The 18,982-nt window shown below is 72.1% G+C and carries 16 protein-coding genes; 8 read left to right on the forward strand and 8 right to left on the reverse strand.

What is annotated here, in order from left to right:
• Window positions 1-13 precede the first annotated feature (13 nt).
• Genes FGW37_RS14265 through FGW37_RS14300 form a run of 8 tightly spaced genes read right to left on the reverse strand, consistent with a single transcriptional unit; the run spans window position 14 to window position 7,131 of the window.
• On the reverse strand, window positions 14-2,011 hold the full coding sequence (locus tag FGW37_RS14265; protein WP_179081397.1) for an NADH-quinone oxidoreductase subunit 5 family protein: 1,998 nt from the start codon (window positions 2,009-2,011) through the stop codon (window positions 14-16).
• Window positions 2,008-2,379 (reverse strand): NADH-quinone oxidoreductase subunit NuoK, encoded by a 372-nt coding sequence (gene nuoK, locus FGW37_RS14270; RefSeq protein WP_179081398.1) that lies wholly within the window; start codon window positions 2,377-2,379, stop codon window positions 2,008-2,010. The genes FGW37_RS14265 and nuoK overlap by 4 nt, the downstream gene beginning before the upstream one ends.
• Window positions 2,379-2,966 carry an NADH-quinone oxidoreductase subunit J family protein gene (locus FGW37_RS14275; protein ID WP_425506531.1) on the reverse strand — a complete coding sequence of 196 codons (588 nt, stop codon included), beginning with the start codon at window positions 2,964-2,966 and terminating at the stop codon, window positions 2,379-2,381. The genes nuoK and FGW37_RS14275 overlap by 1 nt, the downstream gene beginning before the upstream one ends.
• Window positions 2,963-3,538, reverse strand: coding sequence for a NuoI/complex I 23 kDa subunit family protein (locus FGW37_RS14280; protein ID WP_179081399.1), 576 nt, complete (start codon window positions 3,536-3,538; stop codon window positions 2,963-2,965). Before FGW37_RS14280 ends, FGW37_RS14275 begins: the two co-directional genes overlap by 4 nt.
• On the reverse strand, window positions 3,538-4,503 hold the full coding sequence (locus FGW37_RS14285; protein ID WP_179081400.1) for a complex I subunit 1/NuoH family protein: 966 nt from the start codon (window positions 4,501-4,503) through the stop codon (window positions 3,538-3,540). Before FGW37_RS14285 ends, FGW37_RS14280 begins: the two co-directional genes overlap by 1 nt.
• Window positions 4,500-6,098 (reverse strand): NADH-quinone oxidoreductase subunit C, encoded by a 1,599-nt coding sequence (locus tag FGW37_RS14290; protein ID WP_179081401.1) that lies wholly within the window; start codon window positions 6,096-6,098, stop codon window positions 4,500-4,502. Before FGW37_RS14290 ends, FGW37_RS14285 begins: the two co-directional genes overlap by 4 nt.
• Entirely contained in the window at window positions 6,095-6,715 is a 621-nt protein-coding gene (locus FGW37_RS14295; protein ID WP_484600426.1) for an NADH-quinone oxidoreductase subunit B, read from the reverse strand. The genes FGW37_RS14290 and FGW37_RS14295 overlap by 4 nt, the downstream gene beginning before the upstream one ends.
• The gene (locus FGW37_RS14300; protein ID WP_179081403.1) at window positions 6,706-7,131 is read right to left on the reverse strand and encodes an NADH-quinone oxidoreductase subunit A; all 426 of its coding nucleotides are present in this window, start codon (window positions 7,129-7,131) and stop codon (window positions 6,706-6,708) included. The genes FGW37_RS14295 and FGW37_RS14300 overlap by 10 nt, the downstream gene beginning before the upstream one ends.
• Before the next feature lie 138 nt (window positions 7,132-7,269).
• Here FGW37_RS14300 and FGW37_RS14305 point away from each other — a divergent pair, with 138 nt between their 5' ends.
• The 8 genes from FGW37_RS14305 to FGW37_RS14340 all read left to right on the forward strand — a co-directional run bounded on the left by FGW37_RS14305 (window position 7,270) and on the right by FGW37_RS14340 (window position 18,960).
• Window positions 7,270-8,553 (forward strand): sensor histidine kinase, encoded by a 1,284-nt coding sequence (locus FGW37_RS14305; protein ID WP_179081404.1) that lies wholly within the window; start codon window positions 7,270-7,272, stop codon window positions 8,551-8,553.
• A 188-nt stretch (window positions 8,554-8,741) separates the two neighbouring features.
• Window positions 8,742-10,079, forward strand: coding sequence for a sensor histidine kinase (locus tag FGW37_RS14310; RefSeq protein ID WP_179081405.1), 1,338 nt, complete (start codon window positions 8,742-8,744; stop codon window positions 10,077-10,079).
• A 163-nt stretch (window positions 10,080-10,242) separates the two neighbouring features.
• Entirely contained in the window at window positions 10,243-10,902 is a 660-nt protein-coding gene (locus FGW37_RS14315; RefSeq protein WP_281394828.1) for a response regulator transcription factor, read from the forward strand.
• Window positions 10,903-11,176: 274 nt separating this feature from the next.
• Window positions 11,177-13,171, forward strand: coding sequence for a 2-oxoacid:acceptor oxidoreductase subunit alpha (locus FGW37_RS14320; protein ID WP_179081407.1), 1,995 nt, complete (start codon window positions 11,177-11,179; stop codon window positions 13,169-13,171).
• The gene (locus FGW37_RS14325) at window positions 13,164-14,213 is read left to right on the forward strand and encodes a 2-oxoacid:ferredoxin oxidoreductase subunit beta (protein WP_179081408.1); all 1,050 of its coding nucleotides are present in this window, start codon (window positions 13,164-13,166) and stop codon (window positions 14,211-14,213) included. The genes FGW37_RS14320 and FGW37_RS14325 overlap by 8 nt, the downstream gene beginning before the upstream one ends.
• 158 nt (window positions 14,214-14,371) lie before the next feature.
• Window positions 14,372-16,345: an APC family permease gene (locus FGW37_RS14330; protein WP_179081409.1), complete on the forward strand. Its 1,974-nt coding sequence runs from the start codon at window positions 14,372-14,374 to the stop codon at window positions 16,343-16,345.
• A gap of 79 nt (window positions 16,346-16,424) precedes the next feature.
• Window positions 16,425-17,471 (forward strand): EamA family transporter RarD, encoded by a 1,047-nt coding sequence (gene rarD, locus FGW37_RS14335; protein WP_179081410.1) that lies wholly within the window; start codon window positions 16,425-16,427, stop codon window positions 17,469-17,471.
• Window positions 17,472-17,592: 121 nt separating this feature from the next.
• A complete protein-coding gene (locus FGW37_RS14340; RefSeq protein WP_179081411.1) occupies window positions 17,593-18,960 on the forward strand; it encodes a M28 family metallopeptidase in 1,368 nt (455 codons plus the stop codon).
• The last annotated feature ends 22 nt before the right edge of the window (window positions 18,961-18,982 follow it).

Consider the following 18,982-nt stretch of genomic DNA (forward strand, 5'->3'; position numbering starts at 1 on the left):
GTGCAGTCATGGGTCAGGCTCCCGTGCCCGTGGCGAAGAGGACCGCGGCGACGGCCAGGACGACGGAGCCGGCGAGCAGGGCGCTGAGGTAGGTCTGCACGTTGCCGGTCTGGGCGCGGCGGACGGCCGCGCCGAGCAGGCGGGGTGCGGTGCCCGCTCCGCGGACGTAGGCGTCGACGACTTCGCGGTCGAGGAAGTGGGCGAGGCGGGCGGCCGCGCGCGTGGGCCGGACGAACAGCGCCGTGTATACGGCGTCCAGGTGGAAGCCGGATGCGGCGTGGCGGTGCAGGGGGCCGAGGAGGGCCCGGGCGGGGTCGGCCGGGTCGGGTGCCGCCGCGATGTCGCCGTAAGCGGCCTCGTGGGTGGCGATGGTCTCCTCCTCGGAGACGTAGGGGGCCGCGTCCGGGTCGGCGGCGACGGCACCGAGGGGGGTGCGGGCGGCGAGGGCGACGGTGCGGCGCCAGGCCGCGTACATCACGATCGCGCCGGCGAGGGCGCAGCCGGTGGAGAGGACGGAGGTGGTGAGCGTCGGGGTGAGCGATCCGCCGTCGAACCAGTCGGGGAGCTTTCCGGCGGCGAGGCCGAGCCCGAGGGTGGGGAGGAACAGGATCCACAGGACGGTGTTCATGGCGGCGGGCTGCCTGCCGTGGTCGGCGGCGTCGGGGCCCTTGCCGCGGAAGGCCATCAGCCACAGCCGGCACGCGTAGGCGGCGGTGAGGAGCGCCGTGAGGAGCCCCGCGGTGAGGACGAGCCAGCCGGCCGCGCCGGGGATGCCCGTGGCGTCGCCTTCGGCGGCGTGCTCGGCCGCGCCGAGGACGGCCTCCTTGGAGAAGAAGCCGCTGAACGGGGGGATCGCGGCGAGCGCGAGGAGGGCGACGGTCATCGTCCAGTACGCGTCGGGGATGCGTTTGGCGAGGCCGCTCATGCGGGCCATGGCGGCCAGTGAGTTCGTGCCGGCGGCGTGGATGATCACGCCCGCCCCGAGGAACAGGAGCGCCTTGAACGCGCCGTGCGAGACGAGGTGGAAGACGGCCGCGCCCCGGTTGCCGACGGCGAGGGCGCCGGTCATGTAGCCGAGCTGGCCCACGGTCGAGTAGGCGAGGACGCGTTTGATGTCGTCCTGGGCGAGGGCGGCGAGCGCGGAGCAGACCATCGTGACCGCGGCCATCACGGCGAGCACGACGAGCGCGGCCGCGGAGGCCGTGAAGAGCGGGAGGAGCCGGGCGATGAAGTAGACGCCGGCCGCGACCATCGTCGCGGCGTGGATCAGCGCGGAGACCGGCGTGGGGCCGGCCATCGCGTCGGGCAGCCACGTGTGCAGCGGGAACTGCGCGGACTTGCCCGCGACGCCGGCGAGGAGCAGCAGCGCGATCAGCGTGGGGTGGTCGATGCCCCCGGAGGCGACGGCGGTGAGGATGCCGTTGATCCGGAACGTCCCGGCGTCGGCGGCCAGCGCGAGGATGCCGATCAGGAAGGGGACGTCGCCCAGCTTGGTGACCAGGAACGCCTTGAGGGAGGCCGTGCGGGCGGCCTCGGTCTCCCAGTAGTGCCCGACCAGGAAGTACGAGCAGATGCCCATGATCTCCCAGCCGACCAGCAGCACCATGAGGTCGCCGGAGTAGACGACGAGCAGCATGGCGGCGGTGAAGAGGGAGACGAGGGCGGCGTAGGAGGGGTAGCGGGGGTCGTCGCGCAGGTAGGCCGTCGAGTAGGCCTGGACACAGGTGGCGACGACGCCGACCAGGACCGCGACGAGGACGGCGAAGCCGTCGAGGTGCAGGGCGAGGTCGATCGGCACGGAGCCGGTCGGGGTGAGCCGGGTGGCGGCGTCGAGCGCTTCGCCACCGCCCTGCCGCCAGGCGACGACGACGGCCAGGACGGCGGCGGCCGCGGTCGGCAGGACGGCCAGGGGGCGGACGAAGCCGGGCGCGCGGCGGCCGGTCAGCAGGCCCGCGAGGGCGCCGAGGAAGGGCAGCAGGGGGACGAGAACGGCGGTGGTCGTGGTGCTCACGCGGCGGCCTCGGCCTTCTCCTCGCGGTCTGGGCGATCGGTGTCGGGTCCGGTGTCGGGTGCGTCGTCGCGCAGGTCGCGCAGGCGGTCGACATCGGAGGTGCCGCGGTTGCGGTGGACCTGCAGCACGATCGCCAGGCCGATGCCGATCTCCGCGGCGGCGATGGCGATGGTGAAGAGGGTCAGCGCCTGACCGGCGTGCAGCTCGTCGCGCAGCCACACGTCGAACGCGACGAGGTTGAGGTTGACGGCGTTGAGCATCAGCTCGACGGACATCAGGACGAGGATCGCGTTGCGCCGGGCGAGGACGCCGTACAGGCCGGTGCAGAAGAGGAGGGCGGCCAGGACGGCGGGGTAGACGAGATGCATCAGCGCTGCGCCCCTTCCCGGCTCTTCCTGCGGGAGAGGACCACTGCGCCGACGAGTGCGGCGAGCAGCAGGACGGACAGGGCCTCGAAGGGCAGCACCCAGTGCCGGAAGAGGATCTCGCCCGAGATCTTCGTCGTGCCCTGGGGGGCGTTGCCGTCCAGGCCGATCCAGGTCGTGCGGAAGGCGTCGGCGACCACCCATACGAGGGCGGCGGCCGCGGCCACGGCGACTCCGAGGGCGATCCAGCGGTTGCCGGAGTCGGCGTCCGGGGAACGGCCGATCGGTGCCCTGGTGAGCATCAGGCCGAAGAGAAGCAGGACGACCACCGAGCCGACGTAGATCAGGACCTGTACCCAGGCGATGAACTCCGCCGTCAGCAGCAGGTACTCCACGGCCAGGCCGCCGAGGGCGACGACCAGCCACAGGGCGGCGTGCACGAGCTGTCTGGTGGTGACGGTGATGACGGCCGCGCCGAGGGTGACGAGGCCGACGAGAAGGAAGACGATCTCGACGCCGGTCGGGGAGAGGAAGCCGTGCGCGTCCGTACGCGCGGCGAGGCTCGCGGCGAGCGTCATTGCGCCGGTCATGCGTCTCCCTCCTTCTCCTGCTGCTGCTCTTTCTCGTGCAGCTCCTGCTCCGCCTGCGCGGCCAGCTTCTCCGCCGTCTTGCGGGCCGCCGCGATCTCCTTCGGCTCCTCGGCCGCCGGGTCCAGCGCGGGCGGCTCCGGCACGGTCCACATCCACTCGCGGAGCTTGTCGCGCTCGTGGACGAGGTCCTGGATGTCGGTCTCGGCGTACTCGAACTCCGGCGACCAGAACAGCGCGTCGAAGGGACACACCTCGATGCAGATGCCGCAGTACATGCACAGCGAGAAGTCGATCGCGAAGCGGTCGAGGACGTTGCGGCTGCGCTCGCGGCCGCCCGGGACGGCCGCGGGCACCGTCTCCTTGTGGGAGTCGATGTAGATGCACCAGTCCGGGCACTCCCGGGCGCACAGCATGCAGACCGTGCAGTTCTCCTCGAACAGCCCGATCACGCCGCGGGTGCGCGGCGGAAGCTCGGGCTGCGCGTCCGGGTACTGCGCGGTGTGCGCGCGGCGCGTCATCGTACGGAGCGTGACGGCCAGGCCCTTGGCGAGGCCGGAACCGGGAAGGCCCATTACTGGGTCACCACCTTGACGACGCCCGTCAGCGCGATCTGCGCCAGGGCGAGGGGGATGAGGACGGTCCAGGCCAGCTTCTGCAGCTGGTCCTCGCGCAGGCGCGGGTAGGTCACCCGCAGCCAGATCACGACGAAGGCCAGGACGGCCGTCTTGAGCAGCGTCCACAGCCAGCCCATGCCGTCGGCGCCGAACGGGCCGTGCCAGCCACCGAGGAACAGGACCGTGGTCAGACCGCACAGGACGACGATGCCCGCGTACTCGGACAGCAGGAACAGCGCGAAGCGCAGGCCCGTGTACTCGGTGTACGCGCCGAAGATGATCTCGGAGTCGGCCACCGGCATGTCGAACGGCGGACGCTGCAGCTCGGCCAGGCCCGCCACGAAGAAGACCACCGCGCCGACGATCTGCCACGGCACCCACCACCACTGGAACGCGTCCACGATCCCGGACAGCGAGACCGTGCCCGCCGCCATGGCGACGCTCGCCGCGGTCAGCAGCATCGGCAGCTCGTACGCCATCAGCTGGCCCGCGGTGCGCAGGCCGCCCAGCAGCGAGAACTTGTTGGCGGACGCCCAGCCCGCCATCAGCGAACCCAGGACGCCCACGCCCATCACGGCCAGGACGAAGAAGATGCCCGCGTCCACCGCCTGGCCCACGGCGTTGCCCGGCCCGACCGGGATCGCCACCAGCACCAGGAGGTACGGGAGGAGGGCGACGGCCGGCGCCAGCTGGAAGATCCGCCGGTCCGCGCCCGCGGGGACGACGTCCTCCTTCTGCGCGAACTTCACGCCGTCCGCGACGAGCTGGGCCCAGCCGTGGAAACCGCCGGCGTACATGGGGCCGAGGCGGCCCTGCATGTGCGCCATCACCTTGTGCTCGGTCTGGCCGACGACCAGGGGCAGCACGAGGAAGGCGACGAAGACGGCGAGGAGGCGCAGGACGACGTCGAGTGTGTCGCTCATGCGGGGTCGCCTCCGGCGGGGTTCGTGTCGTTCTTGGGCTCGCCGTCCCGGACGCCTCCAGCTGCGCCGGCCTCGGCGGATTCGGGCGGCTCGGCTGCGCCGGGGGTCGCCTGGCCGGCGGGACGGTCCGGCACCGCCGGGTCACGACGTTCGGGCTGGGCGCCGTCGCGGCGGGAGGGAGTGCCTGGCTCAGCCTCGGGGACGGGGGCCTCCTCGGCTACGCCAGGGGGCGCCTCGTCGGCAGGACGGTCCGGCACCGCCGGGTCACGACGTTCGGGCTGGGCGCCGTCGCGGCGGGAGGGAGTGCCTGGCTCAGCTTCGGGGACGGGGGCCTCCTCGGCTACGCCAGGGGGCGCCTCGTCGGCAGGACGGTCCGGCACCGCCGGATCCCGACGTTCGGGCTGGGCACCGTCGCGGCGGGAGGGAGTGCGGGGCTCGCCCTCGAGTCCGGGTCCGGGAGTGCCCGGGGCCTTCTCGGCTGCGCCGAGGGGCGGCTCGTCGGTGGGATGGGCCGGCGCCGCCGGGTCACGGTGCTGGTCGGGTTCGGGCTTCGGGGTTTCCTCGAAGGCTGGGCGGGCGTGGTGCCAGGGGGCGTCGGAGGAGCGGGCGGGCGGCTTCTCCCCCGTGTCGGCGGGGCGCCCGGCCTGCGTCCGGCTCGCCGGGCCGTCGGATGCACTGCGCGCGCGCCGCGGAGCTGCAGGCTCCGCCTGGCTGGCCGAGCCGTCCGCCGCACTGCGGGTACGCCGCGGGGCGGCCGCCGCATCCGTCTGGCTTGCCGAGCCCTCCGTCGCGCTGCGGGTACGCCGCGGGGCGGCCGTCGGCTCCGTCTGGGCGGCCGAGCCCTCCGTTGTGGTGCGGGTGCGGCGGGCCGGGCGGTCGCCTGCGGCTCGGGGGGTGCGGGCCGGGCGGGCGGGGGCAGGGGGGAGCTGGCCCTTGAGGGGGCCCCACTCGTTGGGGTCGGGGACGCCCGGGGGAAGCATCTGGCGCCGCTTGGGGCCGCCTTCCGCCCCCTCCCCCGGTTCCTTGGCGCCCGGCCAGGCCTTGACCACCCGCGCCGCCAGGACGAAGTCCTTGCGCAGCGGGTGGCCCTCGAAGGCTTCGGGGAGGAGGAGCGGGGCCAAGTGCGGGTGGCCCGGGAAGTCGATGCCGAACATTTCGTGGGTTTCGCGTTCGTGCCACGCCGCGCCCGCATAGACGCCGACAGCGGTGGCCAGCGCAGGCGCATCGTGCGGCACGGTGGTGCGCAGGAGCAGGCGGCGCATGCCCTCGCCCCCGCCCGGCAGGACACCCGGCAGGACACCCGGCAGGGCACCCGGCAGCGCGGCCAGGTGCGCGCAGACGCGGAAGCCCGTACCGGGTTCGTCCACGGCGCTCAGCCAGTCGAAGAAAGTGCAGCCCAGCCGGTCCCGGGCCGTTTCGAGGGCGGTGATCCACCGCTCGGCCGGGACGTCGACCGTGAGCAGGTCGTACGTCTCCTCCGCCGTCGCGCCTTCCCCGAAGAGGGAGACCACGCCGGCCGGCAGCCAGCCGACAGCCGTGTCGGAAACGGACTCGGGCACGGACTCGGGCACGGACTCAGGCGTCGGCTCGGTCATCGGTCCGTCTCCTCCGGCGTGGCGGCCGGCGCCGACGCCGGCGCCGCCGGCGGCGTCACCAGCCCGCTGCGCAGCGCGGCGGCGGACGCCCCCGCACCCCCGGCGGAGCCGTACCGCTCGCCGAGCGACTCCCGCGCGATCTTCTCCTGCAGCTTCAGGATCCCCTGCAGCAGCGCTTCCGGCCGCGGCGGGCAGCCGGGCACGTAGACGTCGACCGGGATGATCTGGTCGACGCCCTTGGTGACCGAGTACGAGTCCCAGTAGGGGCCGCCGCAGTTCGAGCAGGCGCCGAAGGAGATCACGTACTTGGGCTCGGGCATCTGCTCGTAGAGCCGCTTGACGGCGGGCGCCATCTTGTCCGTCACCGTGCCGGAGACGATCATCAGGTCGGCCTGGCGCGGGCCGGGCGCGAAGGGGATCACGCCGAGCCGGATGAAGTCGTGCCGCGCCATGGACGCGGCGATGAATTCGATCGCGCAGCAGGCGAGCCCGAAGTTGAAGACCCACAGGCTGTAGCGGCGTCCCCAGTTCAGGACGACCTTCATCGGCTCCGGGGCCAGCCTGGCCAGCGGGCCGAGCCGACGGGGCTCGGGAAGGTCCACCGGTGTCACGTCCACTCCAGGACGCCCTTCTTCCATGCGTACAACAAGCCCACGGCGAGGAAGCCGAGGAAGATGAACATCTCCACGAGCGTGGCTCCGCCGAAGCCCGGTGCGGCGAACACCGTCGCCCAGGGGAACAGGAAGATCGAGTCCACCGCGAAGATCACGTACAGGAAGGCGTAGACGTAGTAGCGGATCCGGGTGTGGGCCCAGCCCTCGCCGACGGGGTCGACGCCGCACTCGTACGTCAGCAGCTTCTCGGGCGTCGGCACGACGGGCCGCAGCAGCCGCCCGGCCCCGAAGGCCACGGCGACGAAGAGCACCCCGACGACTGCGAGCAACCCCACCACGGAATAGCTGTGGAAGTAGTCCGCAGCCAGGGGGAGCGCGGCATGGGCATCGGCACTACTGCGCACGGTCGCCTCCGGCACGTCCGCCCCTCGCTCCCTGTCCTGCGTGTTCGACGTTCTGTACGCACGGGAGTCTAGGCCCTGGTGGGGTTATCCCCACCCTTCCCCACCCACGGCCCCCATGGCGAAGGCCCCTGGAAGCCGTGCAGGCTTGGGCTTATGACCGCCAGCAGTGCCGCGAGAAGCACGTCGAACAGCACGCCCGACAGCACGTCGAACACATCGCATACATCGCGCACACCACAAACATCACATATTACTGGAAACACCGCGTACAGGGACGAGGCCGACGGCGGTGACCGGCTTCCCCCTGCCCGCTTCGCCTTCGACGCCCGGACGTGGAAGGAGGTCGCGCACCTCCTGCTCAACCTGCCGGAGGCGCTCGCCGGCTTCGTCTACGTGTCCCTGTGGCTCTACGCCGGCGTCCTGACGTCCCTCACGGTGATCGGCCTGCCCCTGCTCGCGGTGGGCCTGATGGGCGCGCGGGCGCTCGGCCGGCTGGAGCGCCGGCGGGCGCGGGCGCTGCTGGGGCTGCGGATCGAGGAGCCGAGCCGGCTCTCCCGGCAGCGGCGGGACCGGGGCTTCTTCCCCTGGCTGTGGACGACGCTGAAGGACCCGGTCGCCTGGCGCACCACCCTCTACGGCTTCATCCGGCTGCCCTGGGGCCTGCTCACCTTCGTCCTCACGCTGTGCCTGCTCTTCGTCGGCTGGCCGCTCCTCGGCCACGCCGCGCGCGGCATGACGAACCTGGACCGGGCCATGGTGCGCGGCCTGCTCAGCCCCTCCAGCGAGCTGGAGCGCCGCATCGCCGAGCTGGAGCAGGACCGCGGCGTGGTCGTGGACACCGCGGCCGCCGACCTGCGCCGTATCGAACGCGACCTGCACGACGGCGCCCAGGCCCGTCTCGTCGCGCTCGCGATGGGGCTGGGCCTGGCCAAGGAGAAGGTGCTGGAGGACCCGGAGGCGGCGGCGCGGATGGTCGGCGAGGCGCACGGCGAGGTGAAGCTCGCCCTGCAGGAGCTGCGCGACCTGGCCCGCGGCATCCACCCGGCCGTCCTCACGGACCGCGGCCTGGATGCGGCCCTGTCGTCGGTGGCGGCGCGCTGCACCGTCCCGGTGTCCGTCTCCGTCGACCTGGCCGAGCGGCCCGCACCCGCCATCGAGGGCATCGCGTACTTCACGGTCTCCGAGCTCCTGCAGAACATCAGCAAGCACAGCCGGGCGCGGACGGCCCGGGTCGAGCTGTGGCGCAAGGACCGGCGGCTGCTGATCCAGGTGCGCGACGACGGCCGCGGCGGCGCCTCGACGGACTCGGGCAGCGGGCTGGCCGGGCTCGCGGAGCGGCTGGGCTCGGTCGACGGCCTCTTCGAGGTGGACTCGCCGCCCGGCGGCCCGACCGTCGTCACGGCGGAGCTGCCGTGGCGCGAGCGCACAGCGGGCTGACAAGCGCACGGCGGGCTGAACCGCACGGGCCGGCCCCCGTCCCCGCAGGCCTGCGCCCTGTTCCCGCAGGCCGGGGGTAGGGACAGCCCCACCCCCGGAACACCCACTCGCTCCATGGTCCGGGGCTCCGCCCTCAGCGAGCCTTGAGGTACGGAGCAACCACCGCGACCAGGAGATCGGACGACGACATGGCGATGGACTACAGGGACTACGGCCGGGCGGAGGCGCGCCGGGCCCACCGGGTGCCCGCCGTACTGCGCGCGCCCCTGGAGGGCCGCACCTGGCGCGAGTTCCTCTACCTCCTGCTCAGCCTGCCGATGGCGGTCCTCACCTTCTCGTACGCGGTGACGATGACGGCGGCGGGCATGGGCCTGCTGATCACCTTCGTGGGCGTGCCCGTGCTGGCCGCAGCGCTCGTCGGCGTACGGGCGCTGGGCGCCGTCGAGCGGGCCCGTGCCCGGGGCCTGCTGAAGCTGGAGATCAGCGAGCCCGAGCCGGTGCGGCCGCGGAACGGCCGCCGCGGGCTCATGCCGTGGGTCGGGGGGCTCCTCAAGAGCGGCGTGTCCTGGCGGCACCTGCTCTACGCGGTGCTGCACCTGCCGTGGGCGGTCGGGGCGTTCACCGTCTCGGTCGTGATGTGGTCGGTCGGCTGGCTGCTGTTCCTCTATCCGGCGTACTGGTGGATGTACCCGAGGTGGGGGGGCCAGCCCGGCATGCAGATCGGCGGCGACTCCGGGCACGGCGCGGGCCTCTTCGTCGACAACCCCTTCGAGATCGCCGTGACCTGCGCCGCCGGCCTGCTCGTGGTGCTGGCCACCCCGTGGGTGATCCGGGGCCTCGCCTCCGTCGACCGGCTGCTGGTGAGCGGCCTGCTCGGCCCCTCGCGGCTCGCGGAGCGGGTGTGGGAGCTGGAGGAGGACCGCGGCGTGGTCGTCGACACCGCGGCCGCCGACCTGCGCCGCATCGAACGCGACCTGCACGACGGCGCCCAGGCCCGCCTCGTCGCCCTGGCCATGGACCTGGGCCTGGCCAAGGAGAAGCTGGAGGAGGACCCGGAGGCGGCTGCCCGGATGGTCGACGACGCGCACGGCGAAGTGAAGCTCGCCCTGCAGGAGCTGCGCGACCTGGCCCGCGGCATCCACCCGGCGATCCTCACCGACCGGGGCCTCGGCCCGGCCCTGTCCGCGCTGGCGGCCCGCTGCACGGTGCCGGTGCAGGCCGAGGTGGACCTTCCGGCACGGCCCGCACCCGCCATCGAGGGCATCGCGTACTTCACGGTCTCCGAGCTCCTGCAGAACATCAGCAAGCACAGCGGCGCCCGCAGCGCCCGCGTGGACGTGTGGCACTCGGCGGGCCGCCTGCTGCTCCAGGTGTGGGACGACGGCCGCGGCGGGGCGTCCACGGCCCGGGGCAGCGGGCTGGCCGGGCTCGCGGAGCGGCTGGGCTCGGTGGACGGCCTGCTGGTGGTCGACTCGCCGGAGGGCGGGCCGACGGCGGTCACCGCGGAGCTGCCCTGGCGCGGCTGAGCCGCCGGACCCCCGCCGGGCCCCGTCGTAAACCGGCCTCCTCGTACAGCGGCCCCGCCGTACACCGGCCCCGTCGTGCAGCGGCGGGGCCGGCTCCCTGCGTGACATGCTTAGCGCGTCACATGCTGCCGGAGCGGGGGGACCACAGGTCGTGGAGGACAGGGTGCGAGTCGTCATCGCCGAGGATTCGGTGCTCCTCCGGGAGGGCCTGACCCGGCTGCTGACCGACCGGGGCCACGACGTCGTGGCGGGCGTCGGCGACGGCGAGGCGCTGATCAAGGCCATCCGGGAGCTCGCCGACGAGGGCGCCCTGCCGGACGTGGTCGTGGCGGACGTACGGATGCCGCCCACCCATACGGACGAAGGCGTGCGCGCCGCGGTGCAGCTGCGCAAGGAGCACCCGGGCCTGGGTGTGCTGGTCCTGTCGCAGTACGTGGAGGAGCAGTACGCGACGGAGCTGCTGGCGGGCAGCAGCACGGGCGTGGGCTATCTGCTCAAGGACCGGGTGGCCGAGGTCCGCGAGTTCGTGGACGCGGTGGTGCGGGTGGCGCGCGGCGGCACCGCGCTGGACCCCGAGGTCGTCGCCCAGCTGCTGGGCCGCAGCCGGAAGCAGGACGTGCTCGCGGGGCTCACTCCGCGCGAGCGGGAGGTCCTCGGCCTGATGGCGGAGGGGCGTACGAATTCGGCCATTGCCAAGCAGCTGGTGGTGAGCGACGGAGCCGTCGAGAAGCACGTCAGCAACATCTTCCTGAAGCTTGGGCTTTCCCCTAGTGATGGGGATCACCGGCGCGTGCTGGCCGTGCTGACCTACCTCCGGTCCTGATCATCTGACACACCGTCAGCAATGGACAGCCGCCCTGGTGAGAGGGGGCGGCCGCGCGAGGACCTAGCACCAAAGACCTAGAGAGCGGGCACGGGACGGGCGGCGCCCGGGGGACGACGAAACCGCCCCATATCCGGACAAGCGGAAGCTGTATGCCCCGCTTCTTCTTGTGATCCATCCCAGGTAGGCAGCCCTTACCCACGTACGATGGCCCGTGGGAACGCCGGTCGGGCACCACCGTGTGCGCGCCGCCGCCAGAGGGAGGTCCGAAGCAGTGACCAGCCAGGTCAGCAGCCCGGCCGAACAGGCCGAACCAGCCGAGCAGCCGGGCGGGGCCGCCGCCCCGCCGAGCGCGGGACAGGCGCCGTCGCCCCTCACCGCGCAGCGCGACCCCGCCGAAGGGGCCGCCTCCTCCAAGGAGGTGCGCCGGCTGGACAGGGTGATCATCCGTTTCGCGGGTGACTCCGGGGACGGCATGCAGCTGACGGGTGACCGTTTCACTTCCGAGACCGCCTCGTTCGGCAACGACCTGTCGACCCTGCCGAACTTCCCCGCCGAGATCCGCGCCCCCGCCGGGACCCTGCCGGGTGTCTCCTCGTTCCAGCTGCACTTCGCCGACCACGACATCCTCACGCCGGGCGATGCACCCGATGTGCTGGTGGCGATGAACCCCGCCGCACTGAAGGCGAACCTCGCGGACGTGCCGCGGGGCGGCGAGATCATCGTCAACACCGACGAATTCGCCAAGCGCGCCATGGCCAAGGTCGGCTACGACACCAGCCCCCTGGACGACGGCACGCTGGATGCCTACAACGTCCACCCCGTGCCGCTGACGACGCTGACGATCGAGGCGCTGAAGGACTTCGGGCTGTCGCGGAAGGAGGCCGAGCGCAGCAAGAACATGTTCGCCCTCGGTCTGCTGTCGTGGATGTACCACCGCCCGACCGAGGGCACCGAGGCGTTCCTGCGGAAGAAGTTCGCGAAGAAGCCGCAGATCGCCGAGGCGAACGTGGCCGCCTTCCGCGCCGGCTGGAACTTCGGCGAGACGACGGAGGACTTCGCCGTCTCGTACGAGGTCGCCCCGGCGACGGCGGCCTTCCCCGCCGGTACGTACCGCAACATCTCCGGGAACCTGGCCCTGTCCTACGGCCTGATCGCCGCCGCCCGGCAAGCGGACCTGCCGCTCTACCTCGGCTCGTACCCGATCACCCCGGCCTCCGACATCCTCCATGAGCTGTCGCGGCACAAGAACTTCGGCGTGCGGACCTTCCAGGCCGAGGACGAGATCGCCGGCATCGGCGCCGCCCTGGGTGCGGCCTTCGGTGGCGCGCTGGCGGTGACGACGACCTCGGGGCCGGGTGTGGCACTGAAGTCGGAGACGATCGGACTGGCGGTCTCGCTGGAGCTGCCGCTGCTGATCGTCGACATCCAGCGCGGCGGCCCCTCCACCGGCCTGCCCACCAAGACCGAGCAAGCGGATCTGCTGCAGGCCATGTACGGGCGCAACGGCGAGGCGCCGGTGCCCATCGTCGCCCCGAAGACCCCGGCGGACTGCTTCGACGCGGCGCTGGATGCGGCGCGGATCGCGCTGACCTACCGCACCCCGGTCTTCCTGCTCTCCGACGGCTACCTCGCCAACGGCTCCGAGCCCTGGCGGATCCCCGAGCCCGACGAACTCCCCGACCTGCGGGTGCAGTTCGCCACCGGCCCGAATCACGCGCTGGCGGACGGCACGGAGGTGTTCTGGCCGTACAAGCGTGATCCGCAGACCCTGGCCCGGCCGTGGGCGGTGCCGGGCACGCCGGGGCTGGAGCACCGCATCGGCGGGATCGAGAAGCAGGACGGCACGGGCAACATCTCCTACGACCCCGCCAACCACGACTTCATGGTCCGCACCCGCCAGGCCAAGACCGACGGTGTCGCGGTGCCGGACCTCACCGTCGACGACCCCTCCGGGCAGGCCCGCACCCTCGTCCTGGGCTGGGGCTCGACCTACGGACCGATCACCGCAGCCGTCCGCCGCGTCCGCGCGGAAGGCGGCCGCGTCGCGCAGGCGCACCTGCGCCATCTCAACCCTTTCCCTGCCGATCTCGGGGACGTGCTCGCGACCTACGACACCGTCGTCGTGCCGGAGATGAACCTCGGCCAGCTGGCCACACTCCTGCGGGCCCGCTATCTGGTCGACGTCCGCTCCTACACCCAGGTCAGCGGCATGCCGTTCAAGGCCGAGCAGCTCGCCACCGTGCTCAAGGAGGCCATCGATGACTGAGGCACTGAAGCTGGTGCCCAAGGCCGAAGCCCAGCAGTCCATGAAGGACTTCAAGTCCGATCAGGAAGTGCGCTGGTGCCCCGGCTGCGGCGACTACGCCATCCTCGCGGCCGTCCAGGGCTTCATGCCCCAACTCGGCCTCGCCAAAGAGAACATCGTCTTCGTCTCCGGCATCGGCTGCTCCTCCCGCTTCCCGTACTACATGAACACCTACGGGATGCACTCCATCCACGGACGCGCCCCGGCCATCGCCACCGGCCTCGCCACCAGCCGCCGCGACCTCTCCGTCTGGGTCGTCACCGGCGACGGCGACGCCCTCTCCATCGGCGGCAACCACCTCATCCACGCCCTCCGCCGCAACGTCAACCTCAAGATCCTCCTCTTCAACAACCGCATCTACGGACTGACCAAGGGGCAGTACTCCCCCACGTCCGAGACCGGCAAGATCACCAAGTCCACGCCCATGGGGTCGCTGGACGCGCCCTTCAACCCGGTCTCCCTGGCCCTCGGCGCCGAAGCGTCGTTCGTGGCGCGGACCGTGGACTCCGACCGCAAGCACCTCACCGAAGTGCTGCAGCAGGCCGCCGAGCACCCCGGCACCGCCCTGGTCGAGATCTACCAGAACTGCAACATCTTCAACGACGGCGCCTTCGAGCCGCTGAAGGACCGCGACCAGGCCAAGGAAGCCGTCATCCGCCTGGAACACGGCCGGCCCATCCGCTTCGGTGCGGAGAACGACAAGGGGGTCGTGCGCAACGCGGCCACCGGCGACCTGCAGGTCGTTCAGATCACGCCGGAGAACGAGGCCGACGTCCTCGTCCACGACGCCCACTCCGCGTCGCCCACGACGGCCTTCGCCCTCTCCCGCCTCGCCGACCCCGACACCCTCCACCGGACGCCGATCGGTGTCTTCCGCAGTGTCGAGCGGCCGGTCTACGACACCCAGATGGCCGATCAGCTCGAAGCGGCGATCGAAGAGAAGGGCAAGGGCGACCTGACGGCGCTCCTCGCCGGGAACGACACGTGGACGGTCGTCGGATAGGCCGTCGGATAAGCCGTCGGACAGGTCATCGGCAGGCTTCGGCAGGCCATCGCGTAGATCACCGGACAGGTGAGCCGAGGTGCTCGGACGGGCTGATTTCCGGCCCGTCCGGGGGCGTCTGACGCCTCCTCCCCCACTCGCCCGCTCTCATGGGAGCCATGGCCGACCCCGATGCCACCCTCTCTCCCCCCATCCGCGACCGGCTCGCCTACCGCGTGAAGTGCCGGCTGCTCGGGCCGCCCCTGGTCACCGAGCAGCTCTCCCAGGAGAAGCTCAGCAACCCCATGGCGCTCGGGGTGCTGGCCTCCGACTGCATCTCCTCCACCGCGTACGGCAGCGAGGAGATGCTGCGCATCCTCGTGCCCGTCGCCGGGGCCGCCGCGTTCACCCTGCTGATGCCGGTGACCGGCGCGATCCTGCTCGTCCTGCTGCTCCTGACGCTCTCGTACCGCGACGTGGTGTCCGTGTACACGCGCGCGGGCGGGTCGTACGTCGTCGCGCGCGAGAACTTCGGGCCGCGCATCGCCCAGATCGCCGCCGTCGCGCTCCTCGTCGACTACATCGTCACGGTCGCCGTCCAGACCGCGGCCGGCACCGACGCGCTGATCTCCCTGGCCCACCTCACGGGCGAGGGGTACACGGGCATCGACCACCTCAAGCTGCCCATCACCGCGGCCGTGGTGGTGCTGCTGATGTACGGGAATCTGCGGGGGATCCGTGAGGCGGGGCGGGCGTTCGCGGCGCCCGCGTACCTCTTCATGCTCGCCGTGGCGCTCCTGCTGGTCGTCGGCCTCGTACGGGCGCTGGACGGCGGGCTCCCGCACGCCGACCTGCACGCCCCGGGCGTCGTGCCGCTCGGCCGGGAGGGGGACGGCTGGCTCTACGGCGCCTCCCTCTTCATGGTCCTGCGCGCGTTCGCCAACGGCGGTTCCTCGCTGACGGGACTGGAGGCCATCTCCAACGGCGTCTCCGCCTTCCGCCCGCCCCAGGGCGTCAACGCGCGGCGGACGCTGACCGTCATGAGCTGCGTCCTCGGCATCATGGTGCTGGGTGTCTCCGCCCTCGCCCACTACACGCACGCCGTCCCCTACGTGGACGGCAACCCGACCGTCGTCGCCCAGGAGGCCCACCTCGTCTTCGGTGACGGCCGGGTGGGCACGGCCGGGCTGGCGTTCGTACAGCTGGCGACCGCGCTCATCCTCTACACCGGCGCCAACACGCCCTTCACCGGCTTCCCCTTCCTCGCCAGCTTCGTCGCCGAGGACCGCTTCCTGCCCCGGAAGCTGACGCGGCGCGGCCACCGGCTGGCGTTCTCCAGCGGGATCATCTCCCTGACCGTCGTCGCCCTCGCGCTGCTGCTGGTCACCGGCGCCAACGTCGACAAGCTGGTCGCCCTGTACGCGATCGGCGTCTTCACGGGCTTCACGATGGCCGCCGCCGGGATGACGGCCCACTACTGGCGGCGGCGGGAACGCGGCTGGAGGACGGGGGTGAACCTCGTGGCGGCCGTGGTCTCGGCCCTGGTCGTCGTGGTCTTCGCGATCACGAAGTTCACCGAGGGCGCGTGGCTGGTCGTCGTGGTCTTCCCGATCGGCGTGTGGGCGCTCATCCGCATCAACCGCGAGTACCGCGAGGAAGCCGCCGCCCTGGAGACCATGCCGCCCCTCACCGAAGCCGCCGAGCCGCGCTGGCGGCGGCACCTCGTGTACGTGCTCCTCGACGTGCTCGACCTCGCCGCCGTCAAGGCGCTGCGGTACGCGCACGAGCTGCGGCCCGACGAGGTGCGGGCCGTGCACTTCGTCATCGACGAGGCGCGGGCGCGGCGGCTGGCCGCGCGGTGGGAGGAACTGCCCGGGACGGATGTGCCGCTGGAACTCGTCGACTGCCCGGACCGGCGGCTGCGGCACGCCGTCGCCGCGCTCGCCGCGCGCGACACGGCCGACGGGACGACCGCCCTGACGCTCCTCGTCCCCCGCCGGACGTACGCCCGGCCGCTCGCCGCGGTGCTGCACACCGACTCCGGGGACGAGCTCGCGAAGACGCTGCAGCATTTGCCGAACGTGGCGGTGACGGTGGTGCCGTTCGATGTGACCGCGGCGATGGCACGCCTGCGCACCTCGGCACTGCGCTGAGCCCGCCACCGCCGGGTGCGCCGGTGCCGGATCCTCCTCGGTTACCTTCGCAAGGTCGCACCACGCTCCGGAGGGGACCATGAACGCACCCGCACCGCCATCACGCAGTGAACCCCGTAACGAAACCCGCACGGGCCTGATCTGCAGCTTCGCCGCGTACGGCATCTGGGGGCTCTTCCCCCTGTACTGGCCGCTCCTGGACGCGGCCGGGCCCGTCGAGATCCTGGCGCACCGCATGGTGTGGTCGCTGGCCGCCGTGGTGGTCGTGCTCCTCGTGACCCGGCGCTGGGCGTGGATACGCCCGCTGCTGCGGCAGCCCCGCCGGATCGGCATGATCGCGCTGGGCGCGGCGACGATCTCCGTAAACTGGGGGATCTACATCTGGGGCGTCAATTCCGGGCATGTCGTGGAGACGTCGCTGGGGTACTTCATCAACCCCCTCGTCAGCATCGCCTTCGGCGTGGTGGTCCTGCGGGAGCGGCTGCGGGCCGCGCAGTGGGCGGCGGTCGGTGTCGGCGTGGCCGCGGTCCTCGTGCTGGCGGTGGCCTACGGCAAGCCGCCGTGGATCGCCCTCGCGATCGCGGCGTCGTTCGGTACGTACAGCCTGATCAAGAAGCAGGTGGGACTGGACGGGCTGGAGTCGCTGGCGGCGGAGACGGCCGTGCAGTTCCTTCCGGCGCTGGGATTCCTGGTGTTCCTCGGGGCGACGGGGGACAGCACGTTCGTGAGCGAGGGCGCGGGGCACACCGCGCTGCTGATGTGCTCGGGGGCGATCACCGCGGTGCCGCTCATCCTGTTCGGCACGGCCGCGGTGCGGCTGCCGCTGTCGGTGGTGGGGATGGTGCAGTACCTGGCGCCGACGTTCCAGTTCGCCCTGGGGCTGCTGGTGTTCCACGAGGGGATGCCGGCCGAGCGCTGGGCGGGCTTCGGGCTCGTGTGGCTCGCGCTGGCCGTGCTGACGTGGGACGCGCTGCGGACGACGCGCAGGGCACGGGCCGAGCTGCGGACGGCGCGGGCCGCCGCGGTCGGGGCGACGGGGACGGGCGCGGCGGGCGCCACCGCCATTCGTAACACAGAAGTCACAACTGCCCCACAGGCACCAGAAGTCACAGCTCAGGGCCAGTAAGGGCCCGTCGGGACCCGCCCGATATCCGGAAACCGGTGTCCCCTGTCCGAAATCCGCCCTTGACGCTCTTTCGGGGCGCCCTCAACATCATGCCCACGTCAAAATGAGTTGGGAGCCCCCCATGCTTGAACTCAGCGGTCCCACCCTGCCGCCCCCACGCCCCCGAAGATCCCGCACCGGCGCCCTCCTGGCCACCGGTGCGGCTCTCGCGGCCACCCTGCTCGGCGCCGCCTCCGGCCCGGCCCTGGCGGTTCCCACCGCCGCCACGGCCCGTCCGGTCGCCGCCGCCGGACCCGACATACCCGTCGCCAACGTCAAGGCGCACCTCGCCCAACTGCAGTCCATAGCCACCGCCAACGGCGGCAACCGCGCCCACGGCCGCCCCGGCTACAAGGCGTCGGTCGACTACGTGAAGTCCAAGCTGGACGCGGCCGGCTTCACCACCACCGTGCAGCAGTTCACCACCGGCGGCGCCACCGGCTACAACCTCATCGCCGACTGGCCCGGCGGCGACGCGAACCACGTCGTCTTCGCCGGTGCCCACCTGGACTCCGTCTCCGCCGGGCCGGGCATCAACGACAACGCCTCCGGTTCGGCCGGCGTCCTCGAAACCGCGCTCGCCGTGGCCCGCGAGGGCTACAAGCCCGCCAAGCACCTGCGGTTCGGCTGGTGGGGCGCGGAGGAGCTCGGCATGCGCGGTTCGAGCCACTACGTCAACCAGCTCCCGGCCGGCGAGCGCGGGAAGATCGACGCGTACCTCAACTTCGACATGATCGGCTCGCCCAACCCCGGCTACTTCGTCTACGGCTACGACCAGAACCTCAAGGCCCTCTTCGAGAACTGGTTCGCCGCGAAGAACATCGCCACCGAGATCGACACCGAGGGCGACGGCCGCTCCGACCACGCTCCCTTCCAGCGGGTCGGCATCCCCGTCGGCGGCCTCTTCAGCGGCGCCGACTACCGCAAGACCGCCGCTCAGGCCCAGAAGTGGGGCGGCACCGCCGGCCAGCCCTTCGACCGCTGCTACCACTCGTCCTGCGACACCTCGGCGAACATCGGCGACAAGGCGCTCGACACCAACACCGACGCCATCGCGAGCGCGGTGTGGACGCTGAGCGGCGGCACCACCAACCCGTCCGAGGGGAAGATCTTCGAGAGCAAGTCGCAGCTCGCCGTCCCCGACGCAGGAGCGGCCGTCGAGTCGCCCCTGACGGTCTCCGGCCTCACGGGCAACGCGCCGTCCGCCCTGAAGGCCTCCGTCGACATCAAGCACACCTGGCGCGGCGACCTGGTCGTCGACCTCGTCGGGCCGAGCGGGAAGGCGTACCGGCTGAAGGACTCCAGCGGCAACGACTCCGCGGACGACGTCGTCGCCACGTACACCGTCGACGCATCCGGGGAGACGGCGAACGGGACGTGGAAGCTCCGCGTCCAGGACATCGCCGCGCAGGACACCGGGCGCATCGACGGCTGGAAGCTCACCTTCTGAGCCCGTCCACCCGGACCGGCCG

Source organism: Streptomyces rectiverticillatus, assembly GCF_013394065.1.
GTDB lineage: Bacteria > Actinomycetota > Actinomycetes > Streptomycetales > Streptomycetaceae > Streptomyces > Streptomyces rectiverticillatus.

Excerpts from the sequence above, each read along its gene's own strand:
- FGW37_RS14310 (WP_179081405.1), top strand. The coding sequence starts at position 8,742 with ATGGCGATGGACTACAGGGACTACGGCCGGGCGGAGGCGCGCCGGGCC.
- FGW37_RS14290 (WP_179081401.1), bottom strand. The coding sequence starts at position 6,098 with ATGACCGAGCCGACGCCTGAGTCCGTGCCCGAGTCCGTGCCCGAGTCC.
- rarD (WP_179081410.1), top strand. The coding sequence starts at position 16,425 with ATGAACGCACCCGCACCGCCATCACGCAGTGAACCCCGTAACGAAACC.
- FGW37_RS14305 (WP_179081404.1), top strand. The coding sequence starts at position 7,270 with ATGACCGCCAGCAGTGCCGCGAGAAGCACGTCGAACAGCACGCCCGAC.
- FGW37_RS14340 (WP_179081411.1), top strand. The coding sequence starts at position 17,593 with ATGCTTGAACTCAGCGGTCCCACCCTGCCGCCCCCACGCCCCCGAAGA.
- FGW37_RS14280 (WP_179081399.1), bottom strand. The coding sequence starts at position 3,538 with ATGGGCCTTCCCGGTTCCGGCCTCGCCAAGGGCCTGGCCGTCACGCTC.
- FGW37_RS14275 (WP_425506531.1), bottom strand. The coding sequence starts at position 2,966 with ATGACCGGCGCAATGACGCTCGCCGCGAGCCTCGCCGCGCGTACGGAC.
- FGW37_RS14330 (WP_179081409.1), top strand. The coding sequence starts at position 14,372 with ATGGCCGACCCCGATGCCACCCTCTCTCCCCCCATCCGCGACCGGCTC.
- nuoK (WP_179081398.1), bottom strand. The coding sequence starts at position 2,379 with ATGCATCTCGTCTACCCCGCCGTCCTGGCCGCCCTCCTCTTCTGCACC.
- FGW37_RS14285 (WP_179081400.1), bottom strand. The coding sequence starts at position 4,503 with ATGAGCGACACACTCGACGTCGTCCTGCGCCTCCTCGCCGTCTTCGTC.
- FGW37_RS14325 (WP_179081408.1), top strand. The coding sequence starts at position 13,164 with ATGACTGAGGCACTGAAGCTGGTGCCCAAGGCCGAAGCCCAGCAGTCC.